At 58.2% G+C, this 19,648-nt stretch carries 19 protein-coding genes; 12 read left to right on the forward strand and 7 right to left on the reverse strand.

Going from position 1 to position 19,648, the window contains the following annotated elements; all coding sequences use genetic code 11:
* Together RHM62_RS17405 and RHM62_RS17410 are read right to left on the reverse strand one after the other, a co-directional pair.
* On the reverse strand, nucleotides 1-438 hold the full coding sequence (locus RHM62_RS17405) for a biopolymer transporter ExbD (RefSeq protein WP_322123303.1): 438 nt from the start codon (nucleotides 436-438) through the stop codon (nucleotides 1-3).
* Nucleotides 435-1,040 carry a MotA/TolQ/ExbB proton channel family protein gene (locus tag RHM62_RS17410; protein ID WP_322123304.1) on the reverse strand — a complete coding sequence of 202 codons (606 nt, stop codon included), beginning with the start codon at nucleotides 1,038-1,040 and terminating at the stop codon, nucleotides 435-437. The genes RHM62_RS17405 and RHM62_RS17410 overlap by 4 nt, the downstream gene beginning before the upstream one ends.
* A 372-nt stretch (nucleotides 1,041-1,412) precedes the next feature.
* Here RHM62_RS17410 and xseA point away from each other — a divergent pair, with 372 nt between their 5' ends.
* The 4 genes from xseA to ahpF all read left to right on the forward strand — a co-directional run bounded on the left by xseA (nucleotide 1,413) and on the right by ahpF (nucleotide 6,004).
* Nucleotides 1,413-2,777, forward strand: coding sequence for an exodeoxyribonuclease VII large subunit (xseA, locus tag RHM62_RS17415; protein WP_322123305.1), 1,365 nt, complete (start codon nucleotides 1,413-1,415; stop codon nucleotides 2,775-2,777).
* Between the two features lie 113 nt (nucleotides 2,778-2,890).
* Complete coding sequence (sodB, locus tag RHM62_RS17420; RefSeq protein WP_322123306.1) at nucleotides 2,891-3,469, forward strand: superoxide dismutase [Fe]; 579 nt, start codon at nucleotides 2,891-2,893, stop codon at nucleotides 3,467-3,469.
* A gap of 230 nt (nucleotides 3,470-3,699) precedes the next feature.
* Entirely contained in the window at nucleotides 3,700-4,263 is a 564-nt protein-coding gene (gene ahpC, locus RHM62_RS17425; RefSeq protein ID WP_322123307.1) for an alkyl hydroperoxide reductase subunit C, read from the forward strand.
* Between the two features lie 160 nt (nucleotides 4,264-4,423).
* Complete coding sequence (gene ahpF / locus RHM62_RS17430; RefSeq protein WP_322123308.1) at nucleotides 4,424-6,004, forward strand: alkyl hydroperoxide reductase subunit F; 1,581 nt, start codon at nucleotides 4,424-4,426, stop codon at nucleotides 6,002-6,004.
* Nucleotides 6,005-6,070: 66 nt separating this feature from the next.
* Here the strand turns inward: ahpF and RHM62_RS17435 are convergent, their stop codons facing one another.
* Complete coding sequence (locus tag RHM62_RS17435) at nucleotides 6,071-6,778, reverse strand: DUF2076 family protein (protein ID WP_322123309.1); 708 nt, start codon at nucleotides 6,776-6,778, stop codon at nucleotides 6,071-6,073.
* Nucleotides 6,779-6,993: 215 nt separating this feature from the next.
* Between RHM62_RS17435 and RHM62_RS17440 the strand changes: the two genes are divergently transcribed.
* Together RHM62_RS17440 and RHM62_RS17445 are read left to right on the forward strand one after the other, a co-directional pair.
* Nucleotides 6,994-9,378, forward strand: coding sequence for a GspE/PulE family protein (locus tag RHM62_RS17440; RefSeq protein ID WP_322123310.1), 2,385 nt, complete (start codon nucleotides 6,994-6,996; stop codon nucleotides 9,376-9,378).
* 167 nt (nucleotides 9,379-9,545) lie between these two features.
* Nucleotides 9,546-10,190, forward strand: a complete 645-nt coding sequence (locus tag RHM62_RS17445) for a DUF642 domain-containing protein (protein ID WP_322123311.1) — start codon at nucleotides 9,546-9,548, stop codon at nucleotides 10,188-10,190.
* 61 nt (nucleotides 10,191-10,251) lie between these two features.
* Here the strand turns inward: RHM62_RS17445 and RHM62_RS17450 are convergent, their stop codons facing one another.
* The 3 genes from RHM62_RS17450 to dacB form a co-directional block, all read right to left on the reverse strand.
* Complete coding sequence (locus RHM62_RS17450; protein ID WP_322125437.1) at nucleotides 10,252-12,357, reverse strand: prolyl oligopeptidase family serine peptidase; 2,106 nt, start codon at nucleotides 12,355-12,357, stop codon at nucleotides 10,252-10,254.
* Nucleotides 12,358-12,395: 38 nt separating this feature from the next.
* Nucleotides 12,396-12,686 carry a DUF427 domain-containing protein gene (locus tag RHM62_RS17455; protein ID WP_322123312.1) on the reverse strand — a complete coding sequence of 97 codons (291 nt, stop codon included), beginning with the start codon at nucleotides 12,684-12,686 and terminating at the stop codon, nucleotides 12,396-12,398.
* 96 nt (nucleotides 12,687-12,782) lie between these two features.
* Complete coding sequence (dacB, locus tag RHM62_RS17460) at nucleotides 12,783-14,183, reverse strand: D-alanyl-D-alanine carboxypeptidase/D-alanyl-D-alanine-endopeptidase (RefSeq protein ID WP_322123313.1); 1,401 nt, start codon at nucleotides 14,181-14,183, stop codon at nucleotides 12,783-12,785.
* Between the two features lie 91 nt (nucleotides 14,184-14,274).
* Between dacB and RHM62_RS17465 the strand changes: the two genes are divergently transcribed.
* From RHM62_RS17465 to RHM62_RS17490, 6 genes are all read left to right on the forward strand, one after another.
* On the forward strand, nucleotides 14,275-14,733 hold the full coding sequence (locus RHM62_RS17465) for a MarR family transcriptional regulator (protein WP_322123314.1): 459 nt from the start codon (nucleotides 14,275-14,277) through the stop codon (nucleotides 14,731-14,733).
* A 102-nt stretch (nucleotides 14,734-14,835) separates the two neighbouring features.
* Entirely contained in the window at nucleotides 14,836-15,255 is a 420-nt protein-coding gene (locus RHM62_RS17470; protein ID WP_322123315.1) for an organic hydroperoxide resistance protein, read from the forward strand.
* Between the two features lie 472 nt (nucleotides 15,256-15,727).
* Entirely contained in the window at nucleotides 15,728-16,018 is a 291-nt protein-coding gene (locus RHM62_RS17475) for a co-chaperone GroES (RefSeq protein WP_009666956.1), read from the forward strand.
* A 97-nt stretch (nucleotides 16,019-16,115) separates the two neighbouring features.
* Nucleotides 16,116-17,765, forward strand: coding sequence for a chaperonin GroEL (gene groL / locus RHM62_RS17480; protein WP_322123316.1), 1,650 nt, complete (start codon nucleotides 16,116-16,118; stop codon nucleotides 17,763-17,765).
* 205 nt (nucleotides 17,766-17,970) lie between these two features.
* Nucleotides 17,971-18,222 carry a type II toxin-antitoxin system Phd/YefM family antitoxin gene (locus tag RHM62_RS17485; RefSeq protein ID WP_322123317.1) on the forward strand — a complete coding sequence of 84 codons (252 nt, stop codon included), beginning with the start codon at nucleotides 17,971-17,973 and terminating at the stop codon, nucleotides 18,220-18,222.
* Complete coding sequence (locus RHM62_RS17490) at nucleotides 18,219-18,632, forward strand: type II toxin-antitoxin system VapC family toxin (protein ID WP_322123318.1); 414 nt, start codon at nucleotides 18,219-18,221, stop codon at nucleotides 18,630-18,632. Before RHM62_RS17485 ends, RHM62_RS17490 begins: the two co-directional genes overlap by 4 nt.
* A 9-nt stretch (nucleotides 18,633-18,641) precedes the next feature.
* On the opposite strand, the gene ylqF is transcribed toward RHM62_RS17490, so the two are convergent.
* Nucleotides 18,642-19,574 carry a ribosome biogenesis GTPase YlqF gene (gene ylqF / locus RHM62_RS17495; RefSeq protein WP_083822929.1) on the reverse strand — a complete coding sequence of 311 codons (933 nt, stop codon included), beginning with the start codon at nucleotides 19,572-19,574 and terminating at the stop codon, nucleotides 18,642-18,644.
* Between the last annotated feature and the right edge of the window lie 74 nt (nucleotides 19,575-19,648).

Below are 19,648 nucleotides of genomic sequence, written 5' to 3' on the forward strand. Positions count from 1 at the left end.
CTATTTGCTGCTGGCGCTTTGCGCGGCAAACGTGACGCGTTCAAAGCCTGCCAGCCGGGCCGCTTCAAGCACATTGATGACCGACTGGTGGGTCGCGGTGCCGTCGGCATTGATAATGACAATCGGATCCTTGCGCGACTCACTACCCTTGCCACTGGCAGCATTGCGCATTTCATCGGCCAGGCCACGCACATCACGAAACGATACCTGCACGTTATTGACGGCATAACGGCCCTGGGAATCGACCATCACATTGATTTCGAAGGGCCGCTCGACCGCTTTTTCGGCATCAGCGGTAGGCAAGGTAATTTGCAGCTCAGTAAACTTACTGTAAGTCGTACTGACCATCAGGAAGATCAGGATCACCAGCAGGACGTCGATGAAGGGGATCAGATTGATCTCCGGATCCTCGCGGCCCTTGCGTCGACGAAAATTCATTTCCGGCTTCCATGCACCGTATCAACGAAGCGCACTGCCTGCTGCTCCATATCGACGATAAAGCTGTCAACCAGCGCGCGGAAATGCCGGTAAAACACCAGCGCCGGCATCGCGATGGCCAGGCCAAAACCGGTGTTGTACAGCGCGACCGAAATGCCATGGGCAAGTTGTACCGGATTAGCGCCGGTGGCGTTTTGCGCACCGAAAATCTCGATCATGCCGACCACGGTACCGAACAGGCCCATCAGCGGCGCGAGTGTCGCAATCGTGCCCAGCGTCGTCAGGAAACGCTCGAGCTCATGGGCGCTGGCCATGCCGGCTTCTTCGATGGATTCTTTCATGATGTCGCGCGGCGCATCGACATTGCGCAGGCCCGCGGCGAGAACCTGCCCGAGCGGAGAGTTCTGCTCCAGATTGGCGAGTATTTCGGCGTTGATTTTGCCATTGTGATAAACCCGGATGACTTCCTGCAGCAACTTGGCGGGCAGAATACGGCTGCGACGCAGGTACAGCAAGCGTTCGACAATCAGGGCCAGGCCGATCACTGAAGCGATTAATAGCGGCCAGATTGGCCAGCCGGCAGCTTGAATGATTGCGAACAAAGCGCTCTCCCTTGAACAATATGGTGATGTGGATCCCGAATGTAACTTGTTGTGGCAGTCAGGGCAAGCGACCGCCCACCTCGGGTTTCGGGAGATAATCCGGCGTTGCATCGTCCCGGATGCGTTGATGTCTGATGCAGCAATCCCCAGCAAAAAACGCTTGTCCGGCTGTGGATAACTTTGTGGGCAACTTACTGAACCGGACGAGGCCGCTGAAACTCCGATAATTTTCCCGATTACCAAGACAAAAATCTGTACCTTTATTTCTCTTTAAAATCAGTCGCTTGGAAATAGTTCCCCAAGACAGCAATTTTAATTCGTACCAGAACCTCCACCGGCGTGTCTGTGGACAGGTTTTTCCATGAGGAGCGCATGAGCACCGACCATTTATTCGAACCAACCGATACTGCCTCGCCGGTGCTGACCGTGTCTGCATTGAACCAGGCCGTCTCACGCATGCTGGAACGCAACTTTCCATTGATGTGGGTTGCCGGCGAAGTCTCCAACTTCACACGGGCGGCCTCGGGGCACTGGTATTTTTCGCTCAAGGATGCATCAGCCCAGGTACGCGCGGTGATGTTTCGCGGACGCGCGCAATATGCAGGATTCATTCCCAAGGAAGGCGACAAGGTCGAAGTACGCACGCTGGTCACCCTGTATGCAGCGCGCGGTGACTTTCAGCTCAGTGTCGAAACGATCCGGCGCGCCGGGGTCGGCAACCTGTTTGAAGCCTTCCTGCAGCTCAAGCAAAAACTCGAGAGCGAAGGCTTGTTCGACCCGGCACGCAAGCGGGCGCTTCCGGCGTTTCCGCGCACGATAGGCATCGTCACCAGCCTGCAAGCGGCGGCGCTGCGCGATGTACTGGCGACCCTGAAACGTCGCACCCCGCATATCCGCGTCATCCTGTATCCGACTCCCGTGCAGGGTGACGGCGCCGCGCAAAAAATCGCCCAGGCGATTGCCACGGCATCGCATCGTGCCGAATGCGACCTGCTCCTGCTGTGCCGCGGTGGCGGCAGTATCGAGGATTTATGGTCATTCAACGATGAAACCGTCGCCCGAACGATTGCGGCCTGCGCGGTCCCGGTGATTGCCGGCATCGGCCATGAGACGGACTTCACGATCGCCGACTTTGCCGCTGACCTGCGCGCTCCGACTCCGACCGCCGCAGCCGAATTGGCCGCGCCACCCCGTGCCGAGTGGATCGCCCATATCGGGCAGGCGGCACGGAACTTGTCGCGCATGGCCAGACGCCATGTGACGGACCGCAGCCAGGGGCTGGACTGGCTGTCACGCCGGCTGGTCAGCCCGGCAGCAACGATACGGCACGAACAGATCCGGCTGGCCGGCTGGCAAGTCCGCCTCGGCAACGCCACGCGCACTCCTCTTAACAATGCACGCCATGCGCTGCGCCACCTGCGCAGCCAACTACTGTCCCAGCTGCCCGATACCCGGCCGGCACGATGGCAATTGACCGAGCAGCGCCGGCGAATGGCTAGCGGCATCCGCAGCCGGACATCCCGCCTGCGCCTCCAGTTATCGGGACTTGAGGCCCAACTGGAATTGCTCAATCCGCAGCGCACGCTGGAACGCGGTTACGCGATCATCGTCGATGCGGAAGGACGGATTGCGCGAACGCCGGCCCAATTGCGTGCACGGGAAATCGTCACGGTCCGGCTGGCAGAAGGCAGCGCCCGGGTCGGTATTGCCAGCGTCCAGCCAACCCTGCCGGAGTGACGCCAATGTGAGGTAGCGCGCTGCAGCGTGGTGGCTTCCGTCATACAATGTCGGCTGTTTTCAAAGCGCCGATTTCTGCCTGCCCGTTAATTTACACACCTGAAAGGACGACCATGGAACATACCCTGCCCGCTCTGCCCTATGCAATGGATGCCCTCGCGCCGCATATCTCCAAGGAAACACTGGAGTACCACTATGGCAAGCATCACCAAACCTATGTCACCAATCTGAACAACCTGATCAAAGGGTCCGAGTTCGAAAGCGCCACGCTCGAAGACATTATTAAGAAGTCCACTGGCGGTGTATTCAACAATTCAGCCCAGGTCTGGAATCACACGTTTTACTGGAACTGCCTGACGCCAAACGGCGGCGGCGCTCCAACCGGCGCACTGGCCGATGCCATCAATGCCAAATTCGGTTCGTTCGAAAAATTCAAGGAAGACTTCACCAAGTCCGCCGTCGGCAACTTCGGTTCCGGCTGGACATGGCTGGTCAAAAAAGCAGATGGTTCGGTCGACCTGGCCAACACCTCCAACGCCGGTTGCCCGCTGACCGGTGCCGACACCCCGCTGATGACCTGTGATGTATGGGAACACGCCTACTACGTCGACTACCGCAATGCACGGCCGAAGTATGTCGAGGCATTCTGGAACCTGGTCAACTGGGATTTCGTGGCAAAGAATTTCGCCTGACGGTGCGTCCTGCTTGATTAGAAGGGTCCGCACCGCGAGGGCGGACCTTTTTTTACGCAAAATAACTCACGATACTTTATGGCTATTGAATGCATTTAAACAATTGCATTTACCTTGGTCTCGATCTTGGCTAAGGTTCATGCACTGGATCACTGAATCATTGAACTTCTGAATCACTTGATTACTGGATTACCGCACTACTCAATCACTTCAACGAAAGCGAGTCTCACATGTCATTAATCAATACAAAAGTGGTGCCCTTCACCGCCAACGCCTACCACAACGGCAAATTCACCACCGTCACCAACACGAACCTTCTCGGAAAATGGTCGGTCTTCGTGTTCTATCCAGCTGACTTCACGTTTGTCTGCCCAACCGAACTCGGTGATCTGGCCGACCACTATTCGACCTTCCAGAGTCTCGGTGTTGAAATCTACAGCGTCTCGACCGACACCCATTTCACGCACAAAGCCTGGCACGACACGTCGGACACCATCGGCAAGATTACTTACCCGATGTTGGCTGACCCTACCGGCCACCTCACACGCGCATTTGACGTGATGATTGCCGAAGAAGGTCTGGCATTGCGCGGCACGTTCGTCGTCAATCCGGAAGGCGAAATCAAGCTGTGCGAAATCCACGACAACGGCATTGGCCGCGATGCCAGCGAATTGCTGCGTAAAGTCCAAGCCGCACAGTATGTCGCTGCTCATCCAAATGAGGCGTGCCCTGCCAAATGGACCCCAGGTGCAGAGACACTGACACCGTCGTTCGATCTGGTTGGTAAGATCTAAATTGCACTAAAAATGGCGTGCCCGACGTGGCACGCCAATCAGCAGCACCTCCCCCCGATTAGCTTGATCCAGGTAGCTCAGGCTACTCCGGCGGCGGTACTGCCTCCCTCTGCGCCTCACTATGCGCCTATCGACACCTCATTCTGAAAGCGAGCACATCATGCTGGATGCAAATACAAAAACCCAATTAAAAGCCTACCTTGAAAAAGTCGTATTGCCGATTGAGATAAATGCCTCACTCGACGACAGTGCCAAGTCCGCAGAAATGCTCTCGCTGCTCAACGATATCAATGGCCTGTCCGCCATGGTCACGCTGCGCGAGCACCGCAACGACGGTCACCGGACGCCATCCTTCGCGATCAACCGTGTCGGTGCCGACATGGGTATCCGCTTTGCCGGCATCCCGATGGGTCATGAGTTCACATCGCTGATCCTGGCCTTGTTGCAAGCCGGCGGCCATCCGCCAAAAACCGACGCTGACGTACTGGAACAGATCCGCAATCTTGATGGCGACTACCAGTTTGAGACCTATATCTCGCTGTCCTGCCACAGCTGCCCGGAGGTGGTCCAGTCATTGAATCTGATGGCCGTCATCAATCCGAAAATCCGCCACACCATGATCGACGGCGCGCTGTTCCAGGACGAAGTCAAGGAACGTAACGTCATGTCGGTACCGAGCATCTACCTCAATGGCGAGCTGTTCGATTCAGGACGCATGGAGCTGACTGAAATCCTCGCCAAACTCGATACTGGTTCGGTTAAACGGGAAGCCGAGAAAATTTCGCAGAAAGATATCTTCGATGTCCTGATCGTCGGTGGCGGCCCCGCCGGCGCATCGGCTGCGATTTATGCCGCCCGCAAAGGGATTCGTACCGGCATCGTCGCCGAGCGGTTTGGCGGCCAGGTCATGGACACGATGGGTATCGAAAACTTTATTTCCGTGAAGGCAACCGAAGGACCGAAACTGGTCGCGGCCCTGGAACAGCACGTCAAGGAATACGACGTCGACGTGATGAACCTGCAGCGTGCTGCAGCCCTGATCCCCGGCGACCTGATCGAAATCAAGCTCGCCAGCGGCGCCAGCCTGAAAGCCCGTTCCGTCATCCTTGCCACCGGTGCACGCTGGCGCGAAATGAACGTCCCGGGCGAGAAGGAATATCGCAACCGTGGCGTGGCTTATTGCCCGCATTGCGATGGTCCGCTGTACAAGGGCAAACGGGTTGCCGTCATCGGCGGCGGTAATTCCGGTGTCGAGGCAGCCATCGACCTCGCCGGTATCGTCTCGCACGTCACACTGATCGAATACGACACCCAGCTGCGCGCCGATGCGGTCTTGCAGCGCAAGTTGCACAGCCTGTCGAACGTGACCGTCATCATCAGCGCCCTGAGCACGGAAGTCTCCGGCGACGGAACCCGTGTCAATGGTCTGCACTACACCGACCGTACGACGGGTTCGGCACATACCGTCGACCTCGAAGGCATCTTCGTGCAGATCGGGCTGTTGCCGAACACGGACTGGATCAAGGGTACGGTCGCCCTGACCAACCGTGGCGAGATCGAAATCGATGCGCGTGGCCAGACCTCGATCCCCGGCGTGTTTGCTGCCGGCGATGTCACCAACATCCCGTTCAAGCAAATCATCATTGCAATGGGCGAAGGATCAAAAGCCGGGTTGAGCGCCTTCGATCATTTGATCCGGACCTCGGCACCGACAGAGCAGGAAGCGGCTGTCACCGTTTGAACCAGCTGACATAAAAAAAGGGGGGCGGGCAATCAGCCCGCCCCCCTTTTTTATAACGACAACCGGTCAGGCCATCGCATCGTCATCCCCGTAGTCGACGTCGCCTGCATCGTCGTCAAGCCCGGCGACGCTCGTGTCGGCGTCACCGGAAGCAGCGACAGGGGCGGCGGGAGTGCTTGCCGGCGTCTTGTCGACACTGTCCGCCATCGACGAAAAAGCGTTGCTCTGCGGCGCAGCCGCTGCGGCAGCACCGGCACCGGCGCCGTGATGTCCCATCATGCTGCCGATACCCTGGAACAGAAGTGCTCCTCCTGCCACGCCGGCGGCTGTCGCGGCCATGGTCCCGAGAAAATTGCCACCACCACCACCAAGAAACCCGGCACGCGCCGGAGCGGCGTCGGCCATTGCCGGTCCGCTTGCCGCCGGCACGGTTGCCGCAGGCGTCAATGCTTGTACACGTGGTGCACTGACGGCGGAGGCACTGGCTGGCGCAGCCGAGCGTCCCCAGGCATTGTTGCCACCATCCAGAAAACTGCTAACGGGTGCGGCAACCACCGGCCGGGCTTGTGCTTCCAGAGCGGCAATACGTGCGCTGGCGACCTCCAGCGCCTGATCCTGCATCAGCGAGCGCTGTACCAGCAGATACAGCGCATCGGGCTGCGCTGCAGCGGCCTCAGCGATCAGCGTCGCGGCTTCGGGATCCTTTTGTAGGCCTTGCACCTGGCGTAATTGCGCCAGGAAATCATTGAGCATCCGGGATTCAGTGGGGGTCATCGTGATTCTCCATGGTGGTCGGGTAATAACCCGTCGTAGATGGGGTCGTCTGCGACCGTGTTCAAGATCGTGCGCGCCGGAAAACATCAGTTAAACTTCGCCGACGACCATGTCCGGATGCGGTCACCGTACAGGCTGCATCACCCGTTTCAGGAGAGCGCAATGCATCACGCAACCGATTACCAACCGAGGCCCGAACCATCCGGCCCCAGCCGATGCTGACCGATTTCAAATGGCCGGTACCGGCCCATTACGATGTCATGTCGGCGACCGGAGGCCTCGATGGCAATGACGTTGAAGCCGCCGATATCACGATGCACAACAATCGCAGCCAGGATGGCTTGCTCGTCAGGCTGGACGGTGCCGAAGCGTTTCTTGAATTCCGCACCCGTCGCGCAACGAGCAGCGTACGTATCGCCTTCGGTAACTTGCGTATGCTGCGCCTGACTGACCCGGTCGAGATGACGCAACTACTGCTCTCGGATGTGCTGACAGATGTCGCCACCGTCCCGTTGCTGAGCCAGAAATGCGTGATCAATTACCACCAGGGCGAGCCGTTCGTCACGCAGACGCGCGGACTGGTATCGAAACCCTTTGGCTTGTTCCTGTATGTGCCGGTCGACGGCAGCAGCGAAGTGATCCGCTGCTTTATCCCGGCAGAAGTCGTCAGGAACTACCAGATTGGCGAACAGCTCGGAAAAATCCTCGTCGATGAAAAAATCGTCAGCGAAAACAAAATCAGTGCAGGCCTCGAAAAGCAGGAACAGTTACGCACGCAAAAGCTGGGCGACTACCTGAAACAGCAAAACATCATCACCCAGGAACACATCGAAGCAGCACTGCAAAGCCAGAAAAACAAACCGCAATTACGGCTGGGTGAAGCCCTTCTGCAAGAAAACCTGATCACCGAATTACAACTGGCTGATGCGCTCACCGCACAGGCATTGAACCGCAAGGTGCCGCTAGGCGACATCCTGGTCGAGATGCACTTTGTCAGTCTCGACACGATCAAGCGCGTGCTGGCACAAAAACTGGGCATCCCCTTCGTCAACTTGCGTGGCTTCAAGTTCGATCCGGCGTTGATCAAGGCGGTGCCTGCCGATTTCGTGCGCAAGCACCACGTCATGCCGCTGTACCAGACCAGCACGCGCATGGTGGTGGCGATGGAAAACCCGCTGGCCAGCCAGCCTCTGCAAGAACTGGCCTTCACGACCAAACTGAAGATCGACCCGGTCATGGCCTCGGTCGATGACCTGAGACTGGTGATCAGCCAGGTCTATGGCACTCACAATGACGGCGGCAACATCGCCGAACTGGTCTACGAGCTCGGTGCCGACGATATTAAGTTTGATCTGCCGGCCGACATCATCACCGAGTCCGACAACACGCTGGTGCGACTGGTCAACAAGATCATCATCGATGCCAACGAACAGGGTGTCTCGGATATCCACATCGAAAACATGAAAGGCAACCGGCCCACACGGGTGCGCTTCCGCAAGGACGGCGTAATGCAGGCGTATTCGGAAATTCCGGCGCAGTTTCGCAGCGCCCTGGTATCGCGCATCAAGATCATGTGCCGGCTCGACATTTCTGAAAAGCGTCGCTCGCAGGATGGCAAGATGAACTTCGAGCAATACGGTCCGGCGGCGATCGAGTTGCGGGTGCTGACGATTCCGACTACCGAAGGTCTGGAAGACATCGTGATGCGTATCCTGGCGGCACCGAAGGCAGTCTCGATCGAGAGCCTGGGCTTGTCGACGTACGCCATTGAGGGGCTCAAGAAACTGGCTTTGAAGCCACATGGACTGCTGTTCGTCTGCGGTCCGACCGGCTCCGGAAAAACCACCACGCTGCACTCGCTGCTGAACTATATCAATACGCCCGAGCGCAAGATCTGGACCGTCGAAGACCCGGTTGAAATTACCCAGGATGGATTGCGCCAGGTGCAAGTGCAGGCCAAGATCGACTGGACCTTTGCCGCCGTGCTGCGCAGTTTCATGCGTGCTGATCCGGACGTCATCATGGTCGGTGAAACACGCGACCCGGAAACCGCCAAGACCGTCATCGAAGCATCGCTGACCGGTCATCTGGTGTTCTCGACGATGCACACCAACAGCGCCGCCGAGAGCGTGGTGCGACTGCTCGACTTCGGCCTCGATCCGTTTAACTTTGCCGACGCACTGCTGGGTGTGGTCGGGCAGCGGCTCGCGCGCCGCTTATGCAACCATTGCAAGACGTGGCATGAAGCCGATGACGAAGAGCTCGATATGCTCGCCAGCGAATACTGCTTCGAAACCGAGCTCGACAAAGCGGCCGTCCTGCTGCGCTGGCGCCAGCAATATGGCAAGAACGATGGTGCCATCACGCTGTACAAGGCAAGTGGCTGCGAACTGTGCAACGACAGCGGCTACAAGGGTCGGCTGGGCGTGCACGAAGTGCTGATCGCGACGGCTGCCGTAAAAAAGAAAATCCATGCGCGCGCCAATGTGCCGAACATCCTGCAGGTCGCCGTATCGGAGGGCATGATGACGCTGCGCCAGGACGGAATAGAAAAGATCTTCCAGGGCCAGACTGACTGGGAGCAGATCCGCGCCATATAGACCCCGCTGCGCCAATAAATATTGCACAAAATGTGAACTTTTGATAACTCCGGAAATGGATGGAACCTTTGTACTACCATCCGCAGTTGATGGTGTTGCAACATCGCCATCGGGTCTTACGAAAATACCATTTGGTCTTTCGGAGCACTACTTCTCGGAGCAACATCATGACATTTCAGACTCTCGCAACAGGTGCAGTGCTGGCACTGATCAGCATGGGTTCGCAGGCAGCGGTCAATATCGTCACCAACGGCAGCTTCGAGACCGAACAGATCAGCGCGCCGTGGACCTCATTGTCAACGGTCACCGGGTGGACTTCCTCGGACAACTTCGAAATCCAGCGCGGCAGTAATTTTGGCGGACAAAGCAACTTCAACGCTGCCGTCGATGGCATGCAATATCTGGAACTCAATGGTGCCAAGCTGACGACCATCGGACAGACCCTGCAGACCACGGCCAATGGCCTGTACGCACTGAGCTTTTTGTATTCGGGGCGGCCTGACCAGACTTCCAGTGAGTCGAGCTCGATGAACGTGCTCTGGAATGGCAATATTGTCGGTGCCGTTTCAGCCCCATTCAACTCGGGCTGGCAGTCTTATTCCTACTCGGTGCTGGCCAACAGCAGCAGCTCGTTCCTGTCGTTCGCCTCTACGGGACCCGCCTCGCAAATCAGCTACGGTTCCTATCTGGATGCGGTCTCGGTCAGCGCCGTACCGGAGCCGGGTTCTCTGGCGATGATGCTGCTGGGAGTGGGCATGGTCGCGTTCATTAGCCGCCGCCGTGATGACAAGTCGACGTTTGAACCAAGCTGAGCTGACCGCTCGCAAAACACTGGAAGCCGGATTGCGATCCGGCTTTTTTCATGTCTGCACTTCAGGGTTTGAGCGGCACCATCTCCAGCACCCGGGTCAGAAAACCCCACCGGTCAGCAACTTCCTCGATCTGTTTGCCGGTCGGTTTGCCGGCACCGTGGCCGGCCTTGGTCTCGATGCGGATCAGCACCGGTGCCGGTCCTGCCTGCGCAGCCTGTTCCGCCGCGGCGAACTTGAAGCTGTGCGCCGGTACGACCCGGTCATCATGGTCGGCGGTGGTCACCAGCGTTGCCGGATAGCAGGTGCCGGCGCGCAGATTATGCAGCGGCGAATACGCCCGCAACGCCGCGAACTGCGCGGCATCGTCGGACGAGCCATAGTCTGCAGTCCAGGCCCAGCCGATGGTGAACTTGTGAAAGCGCAGCATGTCCATCACGCCGACTGCCGGCAGTGCCGCACCAAACAATTCCGGTCGCTGCGTCAGCGCCGCCCCGACCAGCAAGCCACCATTGCTGCCACCACCGATAGCCAGTTTCGGCGTCGATGTGACCTTGTTGGCGATCAGCCATTCAGCCGCGCCGATGAAATCATCGAACACATTTTGCTTCTGTAATTTGGTGCCGGCCTGGTGCCAGCTTTCGCCGTACTCGCCGCCACCGCGCAAGTTGGGCACCGCATAGACGCCGCCCATTTCCATCCACGCCAGATTAGCCACTGAAAATACCGGTGTCAGCGAAACATTGAAACCGCCGTAGCCATACAAATAGGTCGGGTTGCTGCCATCGAGCTTGATGCCCTTGCGGTTGACGATGAACATCGGTACGCGCGTGCCATCCTTGCTGCGATAAAAAACCTGGCGCGTCTCGTACGCACCCGGGTCGAACGCCACCTTCGGCTGACGGATCACGCCGCTGGTATCGCTGGCGATGTCGTAGCGGTAGATCGTGGTCGGCGTAGTGAAGCCGGTGTACGAATAATAAGTTGCCGCCTCATCGCGCTTGCCGCCAAAACCGGACGCGGTGCCGAGGCCGGGCAAGCCGACGTTGTGCAGAAAGCGGCCATTCAGATCGAACACCTTGATCCGGCTGTGGGCGTCCTGCAGGTAGCTGCCGACCAACCGGTTGCCGACAAGGTTGGCCGACAGCAGAGTCTCGGGCGCTTCCGGTACCAGCTCTTTCCACTCGGCGACAGCTGGCTTGGCGATATCGATGGCGACGATGCGGCTGCGCGGCGCGTCCTTGTCGGTGCGAAACAGGAAGACCGCGCCGTTGTTGTCGATGAAGCTATATGCCGCATCGAAAGCATCGAGCAAGGGCACGACCGGATTCTTGTCATCGGCCAGATCCTTGTAATAGACCCGCGACTTGCGCTCGGTGCCCTGCCAGACGGTGATGATCAGGTACTTGCCATCGTCGGTGACGGTGCCACCGAAACCCCAGTCCTTGTGATCGGGACGGTCGTAGACCAGTACATCGGCGCTTTGTAGCGTACCGAGCTGATGGTAATAAAGCTTCTGAAAATAATTCGTCTCAGCCAGCTTGGTCGCTTCGTCAGGCGCATCGTACCGGCTATAGAAAAATCCCTTGCCATCCTTGCTCCACGACGCGCCGGAAAACTTCACCCATTGCAATTCGTCGGCCAGGTCCTTGCCGCTATCGATATCGCGGATCTTCCAGCTATTCCAGTCCGATCCGGAGGCGGCCGTACCGTAGGCCAGATAGCGGCCATCCGGACTGACTGCCATGCCCGCGAGCGCGACCGTTCCGTCTGCGGACAACGTGTTTGGATCGAGCAGCAGACGCGGCGTGGCTTCCAGCCCGGCCATCGTGTAGAGCACCGCCTGACTTTGCAGTCCATCGTTGCGGCTGATGAAATAGCGACCGCCCTCGCGGAACGGCACACTGAACCGCTCGTAATTCCAGAGTGTCGTCAGCCGCTCCCTGATGGCGCTGCGGGCCGGGATCTGTGCCAGATAGGATTGCGTCAACTGGTTTTGCGCAGCAATCCAGTCGTGCGTGGCGGCGCTGTTACCGTCTTCCAGCCAGCGATACGGATCGGCCACTTTGACGCCGTGATAGTCATCGACCTGATCGACAGTTTTGCTGACCGGGTAGGTCATCGGCGAGCCGCCCGGGCACTGCTGCGCGAGGGCACCCTGCATCGACATGACCGACGCCAGCACGACCGCGTGGCCGAGCGGCCGGATCACGCCGAGACCTGTACACCGCGCCAGAAGGCGACGTAGCCGGCGATCTGTTTGGCCGCGTCCTTGGGCTCCGGATAGAACCACGCAGCATCGGCATTGACCTTGCCGTCGACGACGACGTCGTAATAACTGGCCGTGCCTTTCCAGCCGCAGACGGTGTGCTTGTCACTCGGCGCCAGATACTGCTGATGGACGGCAGCAAGCGGGAAATAGGTCGTGCCCTCGACCAGTTCGATGGCGGCAGAATCGGCTTGCGCAATAACTGCGCCGTTCCAGGTAGCGGTTGGCATGGTGGCTCCGAAGGGTGGTGAACGATGGGTGGACAAAAATAACACACGCCACGACGCCGTGCAGGCAAATGCCGGAACCGCGTTCCGGTACGACTTTTATTTGTTTTCGTAGACCCATTGCAGCAGTGCGTCCTGCGCTTCGCCACCGCGCGCGGCATTCGGATCATTGATCAGGCAGACCACCGCAAACTGTTTGCCGGAGGCCGCTTGCACATAGCCGGCGATGCTGCGCACATCCTGCAGGCTGCCGGTCTTGATGTGGGCATGGCCGGACACGCCCTCGAAACGCAAGCGCTTGCGCATCGTGCCGTCGTAGCCGACCAGCGGCAGTGACGAGACGAATTCCGGCATCGTCGGTGCGCGGTAAGCGGCCATCAGCAATGCGCCCAGCGTGTGCGCCGAAATCCGTTCGAGCCGCGACAGGCCGGCACCATTTTCCAGCACCAGGCCGGTCGCATCGATCTGCCTGGTGGCAAGCCAGCCCGCGATGGCACTGCGACTGGCTGCGATGCTGGCCGGCTGCAGCTGCACCGTGCTACCCAGCGTCAGGAACAACTGGCGCGCCATCACATTGTTGCTGTACTTATTGACGTCCCGGATCAGCTCGGGCATGGTCGGCGATTCCCATTGCGCAAGGGCCACGGCATCTGTCGTCAGCACACCATCGACGACGCTGCCTTCGAACGTGCCACCCAATTCGGTCCAGAGCTGGCGGAAAACCAGTTCCAGATAACGGTTCCTGCTCAGCTGATACGGCGATAGTTGCCAGGATTTTTCGCCGCAACCGAGCGCATACGGGCCATCGAAACGGGCACCGGCAGGATCGAGCGTGGCACTGATCGCCGTGCGCCAGTCGCCTGTGCATTCGCCGCTGGTCAGTTGGGGCGGACGTATCGCATAAGCGCCCAGCGCCGGATCCAGCCTGACCTTCACCACACCTTGCGCGCGGTCCGGCATGAAGCTCACTGCCAGTGCATAAAAATTAAGCAGCAGCGCATCGGGACCAACGTTGTAGGCCTTCAGCGGATCACCATCAAACAGCGCAGGATCGATCACCGTGTCATCAAAAGCGCTGCGATCGAGCACCAGGTTGCCGCGGATATCACGCACGCCCTGAGCCCGTATTTTGCGCAAAAATAGCCAGAAGTTTTCGATGACAAGTTTGGGGTCGCCGCTGCCGCGCAAGATCAGATCGCCCTGCAGCAGCCCACTTTGGAGCGTGCCACGCCGGTAAGCTTCGGTAGTAAAGCTGTAGGTCGGACCAAGCAAATCAAGCGCCGCGCTGGTCGTCAGCAACTTCATTGTCGAGGCCGGATTGAGGGGCAGCCCGGGATTGAGGCTGAGCACGTTACGACCACTCGTTATCTCGATGACCTCGATACCGATACCCGAAGGCGCGATTCCTGCACGCTTGAAGGCTGCCGCGACCGGTGCCGGCAATCCCGCGTGTACCGTACCTGCAAGCAACAAAGTAAGCAGCACGACTTGGAGTCTCATCAGAATTCGCATAGCATTGCAACCATCTCGACAGATAAATATAAGCCCCGATTATCCCATGCGCCACTCGCCGTCTGATCAAGGAAACCCTATGCACTCCGCTCCACTCGCCGCTGACGATATGCTGGCACTGGATAACCAGTTTTGCTTCGCGCTGTACTCTGCCTCACTGGCGATGACCAAAACCTACAAACCCTTCCTTGAAAAACTCGGCATCACTTATCCGCAATACCTGGTGATGCTGGTGCTCTGGCAAAAAGACGATGTACTGGTCAAGCACATCGGCGAAAAACTCTTCCTCGACTCAGGCACGCTGACACCGCTACTCAAACGACTCGAAGCATTAGCACTAGTCATCCGCACGCGTGACGATATTGACGAGCGCCAGGTTCGCATCACTTTGTCCCGCGAAGGACGCCTGCTCAAACGCAAAGCCCAGGGCATACCGCAGCAAGTCGTCTGCGCCAGCGGCAAAACACCGACCACGCTGATCGGCATGCGTTCGCAATTGCTGCAGGTCCGGGATGGCTTGATCAACAGCAACGAGTAGCAATTTAAATTGCAAGCAATTAAATTGCACGCAATCTAATTGTGAGTTAGACTCAGGCACGCCATCGATCCCGATGCCTCTCTTTTCACTATTGGAAAAACCATGCAAATCATCTATACCGCAGAAGCAACCTCTACCGGCGGTCGTGAAGGCCGTTCGATCAGCAGCGACAAGCATATCGACCTGAAGCTGAGCACACCGAAAGAAATGGGCGGCGCCGGCGGCGACGGCACCAATCCAGAGCAGTTGTTCGCAGCCGGTTATTCGGCCTGCTTCATCGGTGCCATGAAATTCGTCGGCAATGCCACCAAGGTCACCGTTCCCGCAGATACCTCGATCCACGCCGAAGTCGGCATCGGTCCGAACGACAAGGGCGGCTTCGGCATCGCCGTGACGCTCAATATCAGCATCCCCGGCATGGACAAGGCCGCTGCGCAGACGCTGGTCGACAAGGCACATGAAGTTTGCCCTTACTCGAACGCTACCCGCGGCAATGTGGATGTGAAGATCGTTCTGGTGTGATGTGACGTAAAAGTTAGCGCTGCAGGCTGGTCCCGGACAACTATCCGTGACCAGCCTTTTTGCATTCTGACCTGAAGACATCCCGATCTTTGCAAGGCGACCGTCCGCGCTGCGGTGTTATCCGCACCGAAAGTCAGGAGCCTGTCGGACCCAGGGACAATCGGCTGCCCGAATCAGCACAAAAACAGGACAGGGCCTGACACAAGCCGGTCATGCCTTGTTTCTATGCGATGACTGACGCCGCGCGCGCACTCCGGTGGCGAGGCCGGCAGCAATTGCCGATCACTCTTTCTCACCGACCGCGCTTGAAAAACAAGCATGTCGCCCATATACTTAGCACTCGTCGGGAGAGAGTGCTAACAGCTCCTCCGGCGTGCCACTTTTCTGGTGCGGTAATGCTGCGCAGCGAAGTCATCTTTGCAGCAGTCTTGCCGCAAAACAATCGTAACCTACTGAACTTTAAGGAGTTTTCATGAACCTTCGTCCTTTGCACGATCGCGTCATCGTCAAACGCCTCGACCAGGAAACAAAAACTGCGTCCGGCCTCATCATTCCTGAAGCAGCTGCTGAAAAACCGGACCAAGGCGAAGTACTCGCCGTCGGTAACGGCAAGATTCTCGAAGATGGCAAAGTCCGTCCGCTGGATGTCAAAGTCGGCGACCGCGTTTTGTTCGGCAAATATTCGGGCCAGGCAGTCAAGATCGCCGGCGACGAACTGCTGGTCATGCGCGAAGAAGACATCATGGCAATCGTTCAAAAGTGATGCCGCTGGCCGTTCATCATGACCGGCCACGTGCGTCCTGCGCCGTGCGGCGAGCCCGCTACGGCGCAATTCCAACTGAATTCAAGGAGCTATAAACATGGCAGCTAAAGAAGTTATTTTCGGCGACGCCGCCCGTGCACGCATGGTCGAAGGCGTCAATATCCTGGCCAACGCAGTCAAGGTCACCCTGGGCCCTAAAGGCCGTAACGTTGTGCTGGAGCGCTCGTTCGGCGCCCCGACCGTGACCAAGGATGGTGTCTCGGTCGCCAAGGAAATCGAACTCAAAGACAAGCTCATGAACATGGGCGCGCAAATGGTCAAGGAAGTTGCTTCCCGCACCAGCGATAACGCCGGCGACGGCACCACCACCGCCACCGTGCTGGCACAAGCGATTGTCCGCGAAGGCATGAAGTTCGTTGCCGCAGGCATGAACCCGATGGACCTCAAGCGCGGCATCGACAAGGCTGTTGCAGCCACCGTCGAAGAGCTGGCCAAAATCGCCAAGCCATGCACCACGACCAAAGAAATCGCCCAGGTTGGCGCGATCTCGGCGAACTCGGACTACTCGATCGGCGAGCGTATCGCTGAAGCGATGGAAAAAGTCGGCAAGGAAGGCGTCATCACTGTTGAAGACGGCAAATCCCTGAATGACGAACTCGACATCGTCGAAGGTATGCAGTTCGACCGCGGCTACCTGTCACCGTACTTCATCAACAATCCGGAAAAGCAAACCGCGACGCTGGACAATCCGTTCATCCTGTTGTGCGACAAAAAAATCTCCAATATCCGTGACCTTCTTCCGGTGCTGGAACAAGTCGCCAAGGCCGGCCGTCCACTGCTGATCATCGCAGAAGACATCGAAGGCGAAGCGCTGGCAACCTTGGTTGTCAACAACATCCGCGGCATCCTGAAGACCTGTGCTGTCAAGGCTCCGGGTTTTGGCGATCGTCGTAAAGCCATGCTCGAAGACATCGCTATTCTGACCGGTGGTCAAGTCATCGCTGAAGAAGTCGGCCTGACACTGGAAAAGATCACGCTGGAAGATCTGGGCCAAGCCAAGCGTATCGAAATCGGCAAGGAAAACACCACCATCATCGACGGCGCCGGCCAGGCTGTTGCGATCGAAGCGCGCGTCAAGCAAGTGCGTGTCCAGATCGAAGAAGCGACCTCGGACTACGACCGTGAAAAGCTGCAAGAGCGCGTGGCCAAACTGGCCGGCGGTGTTGCAGTGATCAAGGTTGGCGCTGCCACCGAAGTCGAAATGAAAGAAAAGAAAGCCCGCGTCGAAGATGCACTGCACGCTACCCGCGCTGCGGTGGAAGAAGGCATTGTTCCCGGCGGCGGCGTTGCCCTGCTGCGCGCTCGTGCCAACATCAAGGTCAAAGGCGACAACGCTGACCAGGACGCCGGTATCAAGATCGTCCTGCGCGCGATGGAAGAGCCACTGCGCATGATCGTGCAAAACGCCGGCGAAGAAGCTTCCGTCGTCGTTGCACGCGTCCTCGAAGGCACGGGTAACTTCGGTTACAACGCCGCCAACGGCACCTACGGCGACATGGTCGAAATGGGTGTTCTGGATCCGGCCAAAGTCACCCGTTCGGCTCTGCAAAATGCCGCCTCGATCGCGTCACTGATGCTGACGACCGACTGCATGGTCTGCGAACTGGCTGAAGACAAGCCAGCCGGCGGCATGGGCGGCGGCATGGGTGGCATGGGCGGCATGGGTGGTATGGACGGCATGATGTAATGTCGGCCGGCAGGATGGCGTTGCAACTGACGCCAAGCTGCCACGCAAGAAATTAAAAAGCCTGCAAGGTGGCCACCTTGCAGGCTTTTTTATTGTGCGATTCGATGGCTGGTGCCGAAACGACGATGCATGGGCTATCGGTCCTTGAGCATTTATTCATGTGGAACTACACTCGAATCACATTAGCCAGCACGGGATCGTCATCATGAAATCATGGAAAATGCAACAAGCAAAAGAACATATGTCGGAAGTGGTCCAACGCGCACGTGATGATGGCCCGCAAGAAATTACGATGCGGGGCCGATCCGTAGCGGTTGTCATTTCACGAGAAATGTATGACCAGCTTTCTGGAAAAAACGAATCCCTGGCTGACTTTATACGCAACTCGCCCTTGTTCGGAACGGAGGAGATTGAGTTTGAACGGGATCGCAGCCCCACGCGTGATGTGGCGTTGTGAGTTACCTGATAGACACCAATGTCATCTCGGAACTAAGCCGAAAAATACCCGCTCCGTCGGTTGTCACCTGGTTAGCAGGAAGACCACCAAATACACTGTATTTGAGCGTGCTGACCTTGGGAGAAATCCGCAAAGGAATTGAGTCGATGCAAGAGACGCCAAAAAAATTGGTGTTACTGGATTGGCTGGAAACGGATCTGCCGCACTACTTTTCAGGACGCATTCTGTACATAGACGAGGCAGTGGCCGATCGCTGGGGCCGTTTAGTCGGCCGCGCGGGTCGCACTCTTCCTGCCATTGATAGCCTGCTCGCTGCGACTGCGCTGGAACATGATCTGACTCTGGTGACACGAAACGTCAAAGACTTTTCGGGATTGGTCGACACGGTCAACCCTTGGGCCCTCGACTAGCCCCCCCCCTCAATTCCGATAATTATCCGACACCGGCTCCACCAACGCCGCCTTCGCCGCCGCCTTGGCTTCCTGCGCCGCCTGGTACTCGGCCAGCAGCACCGCACGTGTTTCGGGTGTCTCCAGCGAAATCCGACCCAGTGCGCCACTGCGATAATCCTGCAGCAAGGTGTGCGCCGCTTTTTCCAGATCGACGCCCTTGCCCTTGAGCTTGAAGCCGCGCCGCAGCGCGACCGCTTCGACTATCCCGACACCATCCATGCCTTCCGGCTTGACGCCGTAACGCGCCGCCAGCATTTCCGGATACCGCACCAACAGTGCATCGCCGAGGAAGGTCGCCACCTCTTCTTCGATCAGCGCGTTGCTGCCGATCGCATGGCTGGCGGCCAGCATCAGGCCATCGCTCGGATGCTGGATCTTCGGCCACAGCATGCCGGGCGTGTCGGTCAGGACCATGTTGTTACCGAGATAAAGCCGTTGCTGCATCTTGGTCACGGCCGGCTCATCGCCGACCTTGGCCACGCGCTTTTTGAGCAGCGCATTCATCAGCGTGGATTTGCCAACGTTCGGAATGCCCATGATCATGATGCGCAATGGCTTGAGCGGCGTGCCGCGATGCGGTGCGATCTTCAGGCACAGCGCCGGGATCTTGGCGACATCGGATGGCAGCTTGCAGCTCAGGGCCACCGCATGCACGTCAGGCTGGCGGTTGTAATACGCAATCCATGCGGCCGTCGCGGCAGGATCGGCGATGTCGCTCTTGTTGAGGATTTTCAGACAAGGCCGCTGGCGGTCAGCGCGCAGCGTCTCGATCATCGGGTTGCAGCTGGCCTGTGGCAAACGGGCGTCCAGCACCTCGATCACCATGTCGACCTTCTCCATGGCTTCGGCCGCCTTCTTGCGGGCGGCATTCATGTGACCTGGGTACCATTGTATGGACATTGACGATTCGATCCTGGGAAAAGAGGACGCTATTCTACCCGCTGCCTGCCTTGAACCGGACCGTTCAATCAGGC

Origin of the sequence: Actimicrobium sp. CCC2.4, assembly GCF_034347385.1 — a bacterium.
GTDB lineage: Bacteria > Pseudomonadota > Gammaproteobacteria > Burkholderiales > Burkholderiaceae_D > Actimicrobium.